Raw genomic sequence first — 13,816 nt, 5'->3', positions numbered from 1 at the left:
CGCCGATGGACACCCGGAGCGGAACGGAATGCTGGAAGTCGAACTCGATTACGGTCCGGCCGCGGAAAGGGCGGACATCCTGTCCGGCCGTCCGTGTTTCGCCTTTCTCGACAGCGCCGGCGACTATGATGACCTCGGGCGCTACTCCTTCATCGGCATCGATCCGTTCGGCACGTTCCATGTCCGGGACGGGATGGCGTTCTGGGACGGGGAACCGTGCGAGGACGCACCGCTTGCGGCGCTGCGCGGCCTGCTGAAGCGTTTCCGGCTCGAAAGGACAGGGCCGTTTCCTTTCCGGGGCGGCGTGATCGGTCATATCTCCTACGATTTCGGCCGGCGTCTCGAAACCCTCGCGGAACCGGCGGACCCGCTCCACCCGCTCGATGAATTGCGCTTCGGCTTCTACGATCTGGTCATCGCTTTCGACCACCGCGACAGGCGCTGCGTGCTGTTTTCCTCCGGCTTTCCCGAGGAAGACGAGACGGCGCGCGGCGGGCGGGCCGGCGAGAGGGCGGAAGAGGCGCAGGCATGGCTGAAGGCCGGCACGGCCGGGCCGGTAAGCGCGACGGGAAGGGCGGGTGAATGGCGCTCCGACCGCCCGGCAGCAGAATACGAGGCCGCCGTCCGCAAGGTGCAGGACTATATTCTCGCCGGCGACATCTATCAGGCCAATATCGCGCAGCGCTTCACGGCCGCGCTTGACGAGGGCTTCGACCCCTGGGCCTTCTACTGCACCTTGCGGACGGTCAATCCCGCACCGTTCGCGGCCTTTCTGCGCTCCGGTTCCACGGCCATCGTCTCCAGTTCGCCCGAGCGGTTCCTGGCCTGCCGGGACGGAGCGGTCGAGGCACGGCCGATCAAGGGAACGGCGCGCCGCGCCGCCGATCCGGCCCGCGATGCGGAAATTGCCGCCCGATTGCTCGCCTCGGACAAGGACCGGGCCGAAAACACCATGATCGTCGATCTGCTGCGCAACGATCTCTCGCGGGTTTGCGCGCCCGCAACGGTGCGGGTGCCGATGCTGTGCGGGCTGGAAAGCTACGAGGGCCTACATCACCTGACCTCGGTCGTCACCGGGCGGTTGAGGGCGGGCTGCGATGCCGTCGACCTCATAGCGGCGTGTTTTCCCGGCGGCTCGATCACCGGCGCGCCGAAGCTGCGGGCGATGGACATCATCACCGAAATCGAGGGGGCGGCGCGCGGCGTCTATTGCGGCGCCATCGGCTATATCGGCTTCGACGGCGACCTCGACCTCAACATCGCGATCCGCACGGTGACGCTGGAACCGGGCCGGGCCTGCTTTTCCGTGGGCGGCGGCATTACGCTTCTCTCCGATCCGGCGCAGGAATATGCCGAAACGCTGACCAAGGCGCAGCGCATCTTCGAGGCCTTCCGGGCGTTTTCCGCCGGAGGTGCCGGCTGATGCTGCTGATCATCGACAATTACGATTCCTTCGTCTTCAATATCGTGCGCTATTGCCAGGAACTGGGGCGGGAAACGCTGACGGTCCGCAACGACCGGATCGGCATCGAGGAGATCGCATCGCTCGCCCCGGAGGCCATCCTGATTTCGCCGGGCCCCTGTTCTCCGGCGGAAGCCGGCATTTCCCTGCCGGCGATTATGCGCTTTTCCGGGCGCATCCCCATTCTCGGCATCTGTCTCGGCCATCAGTGCATCGGGCAGGCCTTCGGCGCCCGCGTCGAACGGGCGCGCGTGCCGATGCACGGACGGGCCTCGGCGATCACCCACCGCGGCGAGGGGCTGTTTTCCGGCCTGCCGCAACCGTTGCAGGTCGGGCGCTACCATTCGCTGATCGTCACGCTCGGCGATGCCGCGACCCCGCTTCGCGCCGACGCCGCGTCGCTGGAAGGCGAGGTCATGGCGCTGTCGCATGCCGCGCACCCGACCTTCGGCGTCCAGTTCCACCCGGAATCCATTCTTTCCGAACACGGCCACGACCTTCTGGCCAATTTCTTCGCCATCGCCCGCCTGTGGCGCACATCCCAGCGAGTTTCCCCATGACCGACCGCGTTTTCGTTTCCAGCCTCTGCCTGCACGGCCATCACGGGCTTCACCCCGAGGAAACCCGGCTCGGCCAGAAATTCCTCATCGACATCGAATGCGCGGCAGACCTTTCGCCCTGCGCGACCGACGACGACTACGAGAAGGCCGTCTGCTACGGCACGCTGTGCGACATCGCGGCGGAGGTCTCGGCCTCCGGGCCGTTCAAGCTGATCGAAACGCTCGGCCAGCGCATCGCCGAGGCCATTCTGGCGCGGTTCTATGCCGTGTCGGAAGTGGTGGTGCGGGTGCGCAAGCCGTCCGCGCCGCTGCCGGCCATGCTCGACCATGCCGGGGTGGAAATCCGTCGTCGCCGGCGTCGCCGCATCGGCCTGTCGCTCGGCTCGAACATGGGTAACAAGGTCGCGAACATCCAGACGGCGCTGTCCCTGCTGCGCACCGAGAATGTCGTGGACTTCGACGCGATTTCCAGATTGTATCGCACCCGGCCGTGGGGCAACGAGGATCAGGACTGGTTCGTCAACGCCTGCGCCACCGGCTGGACCACCATGACGCCGCAGGAGGTGCTGAAGGCCTGCAAGCGCATCGAGTTCCAGGTCGGGCGCGTGCCGACCGTCCGCTGGGGACCGCGCGCCATCGACATCGACATTCTCTTCATCGACGACATCCACATTGCCGGGCCGGAACTGACCCTGCCGCATGCGGACATGTTCAACCGCGCCTTCGTGCTGGTGCCGCTGGCGGAAATCGCCGGCGACCTGTCCGTCGTCGGACGGGTGATCGCAGACGAAGTCGAACGCCTGGGGCTGAACGCCGGCGACGTCGAACCGCTCGACGCGTAACCGACGCCCTGCGCACGGGCCGCAAGCCTTCCTGATCGAAAGCATAATGCCGGAACGGCGAACGAACCGCCGCCGGAATGCGGTGTCCGCTGCATTGCAGGAACGGCCCCTCACTGGTTTTCAACGCGCTGCGGCGCCGAAACTGGCATTTGTCAGAAGTGATGGTGCAGCGCCGGAAAAGCTTGCCTTGAAGGAGAAAACCCATATACTTGGGAAATAAATATTCTGGATAGGAAAGTCCGGAAATAAGAGGGGAATGACATGACAACTATCTGGCGCTTTTCGGCGCTTGCCGATCGGCATCGCGCACTCGGCTCCGGTCTCGAGGACTGGAGCGGCATGGGCACCGCCTGGACCTACGACAAGGACATCTCCGCCGAGCATGTGGCGATCCGCACCAAAGCCGGACTGATGGACGTTTCGGGCCTGAAGAAGGTGCATCTGGTCGGTCCGCACGCCATCGCCGTTCTCGACTACATCACCACCCGCGACATGTCGAAGATCTATCCGGGCCGTTCGATCTACGCCACCATGCTCAACGAGCGCGGGCATTTCACCGACGACTGCATCGTCTATCGCACCGGCCCGAATTCGTGGATGCTGGTGCATGGCTCGGGCTCCGGCCACGAGGAGGTCGTCAGGCAGGCCGCGGGCCGCAATTGCGCCGTCCTCTTCGACGACGACCTGCACGATCTTTCGCTTCAGGGCCCGGTCGCGGTCGATTATCTGGCGAAACATGTCCCCGGCATCCGGGATCTGAAATATTTCCATCACATGCAGACGACGCTGTTCGGTGCGCCGGTGATGATCTCGCGCACCGGCTATACCGGCGAGCGCGGCTATGAAATCTTCGTGCGCGGGCAGGATGCGCCGCTCATCTGGGACACGATCCTCGCCGAAGGCGCGGAGATGGGCATCATCCCCTGCTGCTTCAGCGTTCTCGACATGCTGCGCGTGGAAAGCTACCTGCTGTTCTACCCCTACGACAATTCGCAGATGTATCCCTTCGCCGACGAGCCGCCCGGCGACAGCCTGTGGGAACTCGGCCTCGATTTCACCGTCTCCAGGGGCAAGACCGGCTTTCGCGGCGCCGAGGAACATGCCCGCCTCAAAGGCAGGGAGCGCTTTAAAATCTTCGGCATGCTGCTCGACGCCGACGGCCCCGCCGAACTGGGCGACGAGGTGTGGGCGGACGGCAAAAAGGTCGGCGTCATCACCTGCCCCTGCTACTCGGCGCTGACGAAGCAGTCGATGGCGATCGCCCGCCTCGACGTCGACAGGGCCGTTCATGGCACGCCGCTGGAGGTGCGGGGCAAGACCCTTCAGGTCAAGGCGAGCGCGCACACGCTGCCGTTTGACGATCCGCAGAAGAAGAAGCGCACGGCCATCGGCTAGAGGAGGCGGGCATGCTGGTTGAAGGCATCAAGAGCCGGCCTGTCTACAGGGGGATCGCCGTCGATCCCCGCGCCCGCCGGCATATCTTCGCTCTGGAGGGGGAGGGTGCGTCCGCCCTTCTGGAACAGAAGGACGCCCTGCCCGGCGCCATTCTGGCGGAAACGCATATTCTCTATGTCGCGCGCGGCTCCGCCGGGCGCGGCCACGAGGCGGGTCTTGACGCCCTCGGCGCCGGTTCGCATTGGACCGCCCCGACCGTCGAGACGCTGCTGTTCCGCCTCAAGGTCATGCTGTCATCCGCCCATATGGGCACGCGGCTCTACATCGCCGGCACGGAGGGCTTCATCGGCCGGGCCATGCAGGTCGCCCTCGATCTCGGCATGGACCATTCGAGCATCCCGGCCGAGCATCGCGGCTCGCTCGCCCGGCGCGTGCAATGCGTCCATTGCAAGGGGATGACGGAAAACGTCACCACCAGCCCGGTCAACTGTTCCCATTGCGACCTGCCGCTGCTGGTGCGCGATCACTATTCGCGCCGGCTCGGCGCCTTCCAGGGCGTCAACATCGACGCGGAGGAACCGGGCACCGCGCCCCCACCGGAGGAGCTGTACCTGTGAGCACCAGTCCTGTGAACATGGGCGACTTTCCCGTCCGCGTGACGAAGATCACCCCCGTCGCCGACACGATCAAGCGGTTCCGTCTCGAACGCGCCGACGGCGGCCCCCTGCCGGTGTTTTCCGGCGGCGCGCATGTCGTCGTCTCCATGAACGACAACGGCCAGATGCGCCGCAACGCCTATTCGCTGATGTCCGACCCGGCCGATCCCTCGGCCTACGAGATCAGCGTGCAGAAGGCCGAAGGCTCCCGCGGCGGCTCGGTCTTCCTGCATGAGAGACTGAAGGAGGGCGACGTGCTTTCGATCGGCGCGCCGGTCAACCTCTTTTCGCCCGACTGGCGGGGCCGCAAGCACATCCTGATCGCCGGCGGCATCGGCATCACGCCGTTCATCGCGATGATGGCGCAGTTCGACCGCGCGGGCATCCCCTTCGAACTCCATTATGCGGTGCGCACGCGCTCGCGCGGCGCCTACCTCGACGATCTCGCCGCCCGCTACGGCGCAAGCCGGGTCAAGGTCTATATCGGCGAGGACGGCGCGCGCATTCCGCTGGAGGATATCCTCGTCCGCCAGCCGCTCGGCACGCATCTCTATGTCTGCGGCCCGGACCGGATGATCGACGGCGTGATCGAGGCTGGGATCGATGCCGGCTGGCCGGCGACGAGCCTGCACGCCGAACGCTTCCTGACGCCGCCGCCCGGCAAGCCCTTCACCGTGGACCTCACCCGTTCGCGGAAGACGGTTCCGGTCGGCGCGCACGAGAGCATCCTCGAAGCGCTGGAGGCGGCGGGCGTCGATGCCCCCTATCTCTGCCGCGGCGGGGCCTGCGGACAATGCGAGACGGGCGTTGCCGCCTGCGAGGGCGTCATCCTGCACAACGACGTCTATCTGTCGGAAGAGGAGAAAAGCGAAGGCAGGAAGATCATGATCTGCGTGTCCCGTATCGAGGGGCCGCGCGTGGCACTGGAACTTTAGGGCACTGTACGCGATTCCGCCGGAAAGCCGCCTCCCGCGTTCCCGGAATCGCCTCAACCGCCGGTATCGGCAGGAGAACAGACGATGGCGATCGTATTCCGGCAGGAAACCTTCCGCGACGACTTCACCTACCGCAACAGCCCGGAAAACATCCGGCGCTTCCCGTTTCCCTTCCCCGACGACGCCTACATGTATTCCGTGAACGTGGAGCCGCATGTGAAGGGCGCGAAGGGCACGGTCTTCGAAAACCTCATCGACGTCGACGAGCATTACATCGCGGAGATGGCCGACCGGGCGCTGGTGCTGAAGGAGGACCCGCTGCGCTACCAGGCGCTGCCGCACATGATGCTGGCGCAATGGGACACGCTGGAGCTGCTGATGGAACAGCAGGCCGAAGGCTATCCGGAGCATTTCACGCTGACGAAGGACGGCGACCGCTGGCGCTGGATCAACCGTCCGCTCGGCATCGACGACACCTTCACCTTCGGCGACGCCACGACGCTGCCGATGGAGCCGCTCGAATACATCTCCCGCCAGGCGCAGGGCGACATCACCATCGTCGACCAGCGCGACGGCAATCTGTGGATGGACGCCGGCATGGTGACGACCCAGGCCGACTGGTCGCTCGATTTCGACATCGGCATGAACTTCATGGAATGGCACGGGCCGGTGCCGCTCGCCCACCAGCAGGGCGTGTTCGAGCGGGCGCTGAAATTCCTGCTCAATCTCCAGCTCGGCAGGCCGGTGCGCCGCTACAACTGGACGATGACCGTCAATCCGCGTCTCGACACCAGCCCGGAAAACTATCCGAAATGGGGCAGGGACCGCACGACGGTGACGCCTCAGAATGTCGGCGAAAAGGTGCATCTGCGCGTCGAACTCCAGACCCTGTGGCGCCTGCCGCGCTCCAACGCCATCCTCTTCGTCATCCGCTGCTATCTCATGAACATGGACGAGCTGGTCACGGTGCCGAAATGGGGCCGCCGGCTGCATCGCGTCCTGAAGACGCTGCCGCCCGAACTCGTGGATTACAAGGGCCTGAGCCGCTATCGCGACGACGCGGTGGCCTGGCTTTCGAAGCATGACGACGGCGCGCCGACCGGCGCCGGCACATTCCCGGACTGAGGGCCCCGAACCCGAAACCGGCTATAACCACCAGAGGGGAACGACATGACGAGAGTTGCTGTGATTGGGGCCGGACCGTCCGGCCTGGCGATGCTGCGTGCCTTCCAGTCCGCCGCGAAGAAGGGCGCGGAGATCCCGGAGGTCGTCTGCTTCGAGAAACAGTCCGACTGGGGCGGGTTGTGGAACTACACCTGGCGCACGGGCGTCGACGAGAACGGCGAGCCGGTGCATTGCTCCATGTACCGTTATCTATGGACCAACGGCCCGAAGGAGGGCCTCGAATTCGCCGACTACTCCTTCGAGGAGCATTTCGGCAAGCAGATCGCCTCCTATCCTCCGCGCGCCGTGATGATGGACTATATCGAGGGCCGGGTGAAGAAGGCCGGCGTCCGCGACTGGATCCGCTTCTCCACCGTGGTCCGCTTCGTCGAATACGACGCGGAGGCGGGCGATTTCACCGTCACCGTCCACGACATGAAGACCGACAGCGTTTCCAAGCAGCGTTTCGATCATGTCGTCTGCGCTTCCGGCCACTTCTCCTCGCCGAACGTTCCGGACTATCCGGGCTTCGACACGTTCTACGGCCGCATCGTCCACGCCCACGATTTTCGCGAGGCACGTGAATTCGCCGGGCAGGACATTCTGGTGGTCGGCTCATCCTATTCCGCCGAGGACATCGGCTCGCAATGCTGGAAATATGGGGCGAAATCCATCACCTCCTGCTACCGTTCCGCGCCGATGGGCTTCAACTGGCCGGAGAACTGGGAGGAAAAGCCCGCTCTGGTGAAAGTCGAGGGCAAGACGGCCTTCTTCGCGGACGGCAGCGCGAAGGACGTCGACGCGATCATCCTGTGTACCGGCTACAGGCACTATTTCCCGTTCCTGCCGGACGACCTGCGCCTGAAGACCGGGAACCGCCTCGCCACCGCCGATCTCTACAAGGGCGTGGTCTACGTCCATAACCCGAAACTCTTCTACCTCGGCATGCAGGACCAGTGGTTCACCTTCAACATGTTCGACGCGCAGGCCTGGTACGTGCGCGACATCATCCTCGGCCGCATCGAGGTTCCCGCCGACAAGGCGGTGCTGCTGGCCGATGTGGCCGAGCGCGAGGCCCGAGAGGAAGCCTCCGACGACGTGAAATACGCGATCAGGTATCAGGGCGATTACGTCAAGGAACTGATCGCCGACACCGACTATCCGGACTTCGACGTCGACGGAGCGTGCTACGCCTTCTTCGAATGGAAGAAGCACAAGACGGAAGACATCATGGGTTTCCGCAACAATTCCTACAGGTCGCTGATCACCGGCACGATGGCGCCGAAGCACCACACGCCGTGGAAGGACGCGCTGGACGATTCGATGGAAGCCTATCTGAGAAACTGAGCGGTCCCGTCGTCGTGACGGCCGTTAACCTTTCCGGCCGTCCTCCCTGCGTCCGGGCGCCGCCGCGCCCGGCTCCGGCAGCGAACAGCGCGTTTTTGCAGTGCAGCACCAATTAACAATTGGCAGTTTCCTTTCATTCCATCGTAACCATTTCAGGAAATTATTGTCACCGATATTCAAGTGTCGGATTGGGGCGGACATGGAATTTCGCGAAAGCATACTCGGCCGCATGAACGGCTTCCTGTATCGGTGCCGGGCGGATGCCGATTATACGATGCTGGAGATGACCGACGGGATCGAGCGGATCTTCGGCTATCCGGCGGACGAGATTGTCGGCAACAAGGTCCGCAGCTTCTCTTCGCTGATTTCCGAAGAGGATCTCGCCCGCATGGACGAGGCGGTCGCCGCCGCGCTCGAGAACAGAACCGACTGGTCGATGGAATACCGCATGCGCCATCGCGACGGCCATACGATCTGGGTCGCCGAAACCGGCGGCGGCATCTGGGACGACAAGGGCGAACTGCTCTATCTGGAAGGCAGCATCATCAACATCGAGTCGCTCTACCAGCGTCTGGACGCGCAAACGGCGGAAATCCGCGCGACCGCCTCGAAAACCGCCGAGATCCTGCACTCGCTGCGCTATCTCAAGCTTCTGGCCGTCAATGCCGGCATCGAGGCGGCGCGGGCCGGCACGTCCGGCGCCGGCTTCGCCTTTCTGGCCGCCGAAATGCGTCAACTCGCCAACACATCCGAAGACGCCGCGCGCTCGATTTCGATGGCCCAGCGGAAATCGGCCTGACGGAAACGACGCTTCGCCCGACGACATCTTCTCCCTCTCCGTCTCCCCCTCCTTCGTCATCCTCGGGCTTGACCCGAGGATCCATCGGCTGGCTGTGCGGATGCATGGATCCTCGGGTCAAGCCCGAGGATGACGGAAGAGAGCGGGTGAAGCCGGAGCGGAGCCGGTTGAGGGGGCCCTTTGAGTCAGGGCTTTTGCGCGCTCCCTCCTCCGCCCTTCGGGCACCGTCTCTTCGAGGGGAGAAGGGGAAGCCGGGGTGGTCTCTTTTCCACCCCCCCCCGAAAATCCATAAAAAGCCGCCCGGAGAAACCGTGGTTTCTGCCGGGCGGATCGCCTCCAAGGGCAGGGGAGCGGGGTCGGTCTACGAACGCGGGCGCGTCTTCTGCGGATCGTAATGGGACAGCGACACGATGACGGCGGGGATGCGCTTCTGCTGCCCGTCGAGCTTGCCGATCTCGATTTCAGTTCCCACCGCCGCGTGCGTGACGTCGACACGGGCGAGCGCGATGGTCTTGCCGAGGACCGGCGAATGGGTGGCGCTGGTGACGGTGCCGATCCGCGCCCGGCCGATATGCAGGCAGTCGCCATGCCCGACTGCCTCGTTGGCGCCGACATCGAGGCCGACGAATGTCCAGCGCGGATTTTCCTTGCGGCGGATCAGCGCCTCGCGGCCGATGAAATCGTCCTGCTTCGATTTCAGCGGCACGGTGAAGCCGATGCCGGCCTCGAACGGGTCCGTCTGGTCGTCGAAATCGTAGCCGGCGAAAATCAGCCCGGCCTCGATGCGCAGCATGTCGAGCGCCTGAAGGCCCATCAGGCGCAGGCCGTGCGGCTCTCCCGCCTCCCGCACCGCCGAGAAGACCGCGGCCGCATCCTTCGGATGGCAGAAGATCTCGTAGCCCAGTTCACCGGTATAGCCGGTGCGGGAAACGACCACGGGCACGCCTTCGAAACCGCCGATGCGGGCAACGGTGAAGCGGAACCAGCCCAGTTCCCCGACGGTCGGCTGGCGCGGCGCGGTCCAGAACAGGTCCCTGAGGATATCGCGGCTCTTCGGCCCCTGCACCGCGATATTGTGCAACTGGTCGGTGGACGAGCGGACCCAGGCGCGAAACCCCTTCTCCTCCGCCACCTTGCGCAGCCAGATGCCCGAATAGTCGTCGCCGCCGATCCAGCGGAAATTATGGTCGCCGAGGCGGAACAGCGTGCCGTCGTCCAGCATGCCGCCATGCTCGTAGCACATGGCGGAATAGACGACCTGGCCGGTTGCCAGTTTCCGCACGTCGCGGGTCAGGCAATATTGCAGCAGCGCTTCGGAATCCGGCCCCGTGACCTCGAACTTGCGCAGCGGCGAAAGGTCGATCAGCGCGGCGGCCTCGCGGCAGGCCCAGTATTCCTCGATCGGGCCGCTGGCGGCGAAGCCGTTTGCCAGCCAGTAGCCGCGATATTCGACGAAATCGCGGGTCAGCGGCTGAAGGCTGGAGTGAAAGGCGGTCTCCCGCGTCAGTTCGGCGTCGGCGTCGGGTGTCATGCGATAGGCCAGGGCTCTCGTGAACGTCTTTTCGGCGGAATAGGTGCGGACGTGGATGTCTGTCGGGTCCCAGCCATTGGCCGCGTCGATATCGTCCGGGCAGGAGGAGGACACGCAGACCAGATCGGTCAGCGCCCGCATGAGCACATAATCGCCGGCGCGCGACCACGGCTCGTCCAGATAAAGCTGGTTATGGTCGTCGACGCGCGTGTTGTAGAAGAAATTCAGCGCTTCCCAGCCCTTGCGCGGCGCGATGCCATAGGGGGCGAGTTCGGCATTGAAGTTATCCGTGCAATTGACGTGGCCGGGATAGCCCATGTCGTCGTAGTAACGGGAATTGCAGGCCGTGGCGAAAGCATCGTGGCGGCCGACCGTATCCTGCACGATTTCCACCAGCGGTTCGAAATCGCGGTCGAAGGCCTTCGACGGCAGGCCGGGCGTCGGATAGCTGCGCCCGAGCAGCGTGCGCGTCACGGTCGAATCCAGCGCCAGATCCAGCCCCTTGTCCACCTTGCGGGCGGAGAACGCCTGAAAATCGGTGCATTGGCGGCCCTGGACGTCGAGGATCTGGATATATTCGCCGGCGCGGACGAAATAGGCGCGGGCATTTGCCGCCGCGATGCGGATATCCTGAAGCGGGTCCGCCAGCGGTTCGGGCAGCAGCGCCTCGCGGGCGTGCCGCAGGCGGGTGCGGCGGATGCGCAGCCCGATTTCGGTCAGCGTCGACTGCCCGTCCGGCAGCATGGGCTCGCCGGGTGCGGCGAGGATCAGGAGACCATCGGCCTGCACAGTGAATTGCGCCGTTTCGCCGGGGCGCGACCCACAGCCAAAAAGGCGCAGCGCCCGGGCGCCGGCCAGATTGCCGCCGCGGCGCTCGATGGCGGCGCGCACGCGGCGGGCGCTTTCGCCGCCCGCCGACAGGATGGCCCTGATGCCGCCTGCATCGCAGGTGAAGCGGGCGCCGAGGCCGGGGTCGGAAAAGCATCCGTCCGGCGCCATGAAGGCGATCTCGCAGGACTGCATGCCCTCGACATCCGTCAGCACCGCATGATCGCCGGCGGAAACCGGAACCACCAGCGTGCCGCCGCCGCGCACCTTGTAGCGCTCGACGCCGGGGGGCAGGGCGGACGTGCCGGGATAGCGCAGAATGCTGCCGGAAACCGACCGGACGCGCGGCAATGCCGTATCGCTCTCCTGCATGGCGCCCTCCCTCTCAACATCCGTTTTCGAGTGCTTCCATAGTGGCAAAGCGCCCCACGCCTGTAAAGCGCAACTTGCATCATAAGAAAAAAATTTTACTGAAAATAATCAGGACCGCAAACCTTGGCGTTTGCGGTCCCGCAAGGATCGGACAGGAAGAAAGCTCCCCCGGCGCAAGGCCGGGGGAGCGGAAGGCAAGCCTTCGATCAGGGCTTCTTCTTCGTGTAGTTGTAGCAGGCGTTCTCGTGCTTGATCATGCTGACCAGCGTGTAGCCGCCGGCGAGGATGCCGAGCACGGCGATCAGCATCAGCACGGCCGGCTTGTCCGCGAAGGTGAAGTAGGCTTCGGCCCCTTCCCAGGTGGTGATAGGCGCACTGTTCATGACGTTCTCCTTGAGAATGGGTTCCGTTTATTCGGCCGGCGACGTGCTGGCATGATCGGCGAAGGCCGGAATGTGGGATTCCGGATAGGCCATCGCCGGCACTTCGGCCTTGTCGAGGCCGACGAGTTCGGCGTCCGGGCTGGCGCGCAGTATGCCGAAAAGCTTCAGGACATAGGACACCGCATAGCCGGGAACGAAGCCGAGCAGGGCGTAGACGATCATCGAGGCGAACTGGCCGGTGAAGGAGATGGCCGGACCTTCGACGTTCGGATAGCCGGAGGCGAGGATGCCCACCGCGAGAATGCCCCAGATGCCGGTGAAGCCGTGAACGGCGACGGCGCCCACCGCGTCGTCGATCTTGAACTTGCTGATGAGCATGTCGTTGAGCTTCGGAATGACGCAACCGGCGATGAAGGAGTTCAGGAACGCCAGACCCGGATAGTAGAGGTCGAGGCCCGAGCCGGAGGAGATGACGCCGATGAGGGCGCCCGACATCATCCAGAAGGGATCGCGGGTGACGAGATAGGCGCCGATCATGCCGCCGGCGATGCTCATCAGCGTGTTGAAGCCGAAAGCGGACAGGTTTGCCGGGGTGTTGTAGATCGTCGTCCAGCCGTCGGCCGTGTAAATGATGCAGCCGCCGAGGAAGCCGAAGAAGCCGAGCACGATGAGCATCAGTCCGATCATCGACATCGGCATGGAGTGGCCGGTGATCTCGTTCAGCGAGCCGTCGGCGTTGTAGCGGCCGATGCGCGGACCGAGATTGATAAGGACGCCGAGCGTGAAGAAGCCGGAAATCATGTGGACGGCCCCGGCGGCGGCGACGTCGTGGAAGCCGAAGGACGTGACCAGCCAGCCTTCCGGATGCCAGCCCCAGGATGCGCCGAGGTTCCAGACGAAGGCGCCGCACAGCACGGCGAGGATGGTGAAGCCCGACAGGCGGATGCGCTCGATGCACGCGCCCGACATGATCGAGGCCGTCGTGGCGGCGAAGAGGGCGAAGGCGGCATAGAAGATGCCCGAAGCCTGGTCGGCGACGTTCGGCCCCATGTTCTGGGACCAGGGCAGGCCGGCGGCCGCGTCCGCGGAAATGGTCAGGCCGGTCGGGAAGGCGAGGTAAATCCACCAGCCGACGAAATAGAAGGCAGGCATCAGAAAGGCGAAGGCGAGAAGGTTCTTGATGCCCGAGGCCAGAGCGTTCTTCGAGCGAGAAGCGCCCATTTCATAGGCCAGGAAGCCGGCGTGGATGGCGACCATCAGTGCGGTACACCACCAATAGAAAATTTCCGAGTTGAGAGCGTTGACCGTTTCGAGCGACTTTTCAAGCGCTTCGAGCCTGGCCGCCACATCTGCCGTTGTTTCGTTCATGGCGCGAGTTCCCCATTTTGTTAGGCCCCCCGCGGCATTTCCACCCCATGTTTTCTTGTAATGAAAATTATATGCACATCATTAAATGGCAAGCGGAAATTTGCATCGCCTGCGCGTTAACGGTCAGTTAATCACAGTTGCGTGAAGAACCGCAAGAGCTGCGATGGCCCGCGG

General features: G+C 64.4%; 12 protein-coding genes. 9 read left to right on the top strand and 3 right to left on the bottom strand.

What is annotated here, in order from left to right; translation table 11 throughout:
- The first annotated feature begins 28 nt into the window (after positions 1 to 28).
- From pabB to NOF55_RS13385, 9 genes are all read left to right on the top strand, one after another.
- Positions 29 to 1,423 carry an aminodeoxychorismate synthase component I gene (gene pabB, locus NOF55_RS13425; RefSeq protein ID WP_306411893.1) on the top strand — a complete coding sequence of 465 codons (1,395 nt, stop codon included), beginning with the start codon at positions 29 to 31 and terminating at the stop codon, positions 1,421 to 1,423.
- Positions 1,423 to 2,022 carry an anthranilate synthase component II gene (locus tag NOF55_RS13420; protein ID WP_306411892.1) on the top strand — a complete coding sequence of 200 codons (600 nt, stop codon included), beginning with the start codon at positions 1,423 to 1,425 and terminating at the stop codon, positions 2,020 to 2,022. Before pabB ends, NOF55_RS13420 begins: the two co-directional genes overlap by 1 nt.
- Complete coding sequence (folK, locus tag NOF55_RS13415; protein ID WP_306411891.1) at positions 2,019 to 2,864, top strand: 2-amino-4-hydroxy-6-hydroxymethyldihydropteridine diphosphokinase; 846 nt, start codon at positions 2,019 to 2,021, stop codon at positions 2,862 to 2,864. The genes NOF55_RS13420 and folK overlap by 4 nt, the downstream gene beginning before the upstream one ends.
- Before the next feature lie 261 nt (positions 2,865 to 3,125).
- Positions 3,126 to 4,259: an aminomethyl transferase family protein gene (locus NOF55_RS13410; RefSeq protein ID WP_306411890.1), complete on the top strand. Its 1,134-nt coding sequence runs from the start codon at positions 3,126 to 3,128 to the stop codon at positions 4,257 to 4,259.
- Positions 4,260 to 4,270: 11 nt separating this feature from the next.
- Positions 4,271 to 4,876 carry a dimethylamine monooxygenase subunit DmmA family protein gene (locus NOF55_RS13405; RefSeq protein ID WP_306411889.1) on the top strand — a complete coding sequence of 202 codons (606 nt, stop codon included), beginning with the start codon at positions 4,271 to 4,273 and terminating at the stop codon, positions 4,874 to 4,876.
- 17 nt (positions 4,877 to 4,893) lie between these two features.
- Positions 4,894 to 5,850 (top strand): PDR/VanB family oxidoreductase, encoded by a 957-nt coding sequence (locus NOF55_RS13400; protein ID WP_370868988.1) that lies wholly within the window; start codon positions 4,894 to 4,896, stop codon positions 5,848 to 5,850.
- A gap of 84 nt (positions 5,851 to 5,934) precedes the next feature.
- Entirely contained in the window at positions 5,935 to 6,975 is a 1,041-nt protein-coding gene (locus NOF55_RS13395; protein ID WP_306411888.1) for a heme-dependent oxidative N-demethylase family protein, read from the top strand.
- Between the two features lie 45 nt (positions 6,976 to 7,020).
- Positions 7,021 to 8,361, top strand: coding sequence for a trimethylamine monooxygenase (locus tag NOF55_RS13390; RefSeq protein WP_306411887.1), 1,341 nt, complete (start codon positions 7,021 to 7,023; stop codon positions 8,359 to 8,361).
- Between the two features lie 199 nt (positions 8,362 to 8,560).
- On the top strand, positions 8,561 to 9,160 hold the full coding sequence (locus tag NOF55_RS13385) for a methyl-accepting chemotaxis protein (RefSeq protein WP_306411886.1): 600 nt from the start codon (positions 8,561 to 8,563) through the stop codon (positions 9,158 to 9,160).
- A gap of 361 nt (positions 9,161 to 9,521) precedes the next feature.
- On the opposite strand, the gene NOF55_RS13380 is transcribed toward NOF55_RS13385, so the two are convergent.
- The 3 genes from NOF55_RS13380 to NOF55_RS13370 all read right to left on the bottom strand — a co-directional run bounded on the left by NOF55_RS13380 (position 9,522) and on the right by NOF55_RS13370 (position 13,642).
- Positions 9,522 to 11,891 (bottom strand): trimethylamine N-oxide demethylase, encoded by a 2,370-nt coding sequence (locus NOF55_RS13380; RefSeq protein ID WP_306411885.1) that lies wholly within the window; start codon positions 11,889 to 11,891, stop codon positions 9,522 to 9,524.
- Positions 11,892 to 12,097: 206 nt separating this feature from the next.
- Entirely contained in the window at positions 12,098 to 12,274 is a 177-nt protein-coding gene (locus tag NOF55_RS13375) for a hypothetical protein (RefSeq protein WP_306411884.1), read from the bottom strand.
- 27 nt (positions 12,275 to 12,301) lie between these two features.
- On the bottom strand, positions 12,302 to 13,642 hold the full coding sequence (locus tag NOF55_RS13370) for an ammonium transporter (RefSeq protein WP_306411883.1): 1,341 nt from the start codon (positions 13,640 to 13,642) through the stop codon (positions 12,302 to 12,304).
- Positions 13,643 to 13,816: the final 174 nt, after the last annotated feature.

The sequence above is a fragment of the Ectorhizobium quercum genome (assembly GCF_026552795.1).
In the GTDB taxonomy this organism is placed as follows: Bacteria; Pseudomonadota; Alphaproteobacteria; order Rhizobiales; family Rhizobiaceae; genus Ectorhizobium; species Ectorhizobium quercum.
The sequence above is the reverse complement of the archived record's forward strand: the minus strand, read 5'-3'. Positions and strand labels throughout refer to the sequence as shown.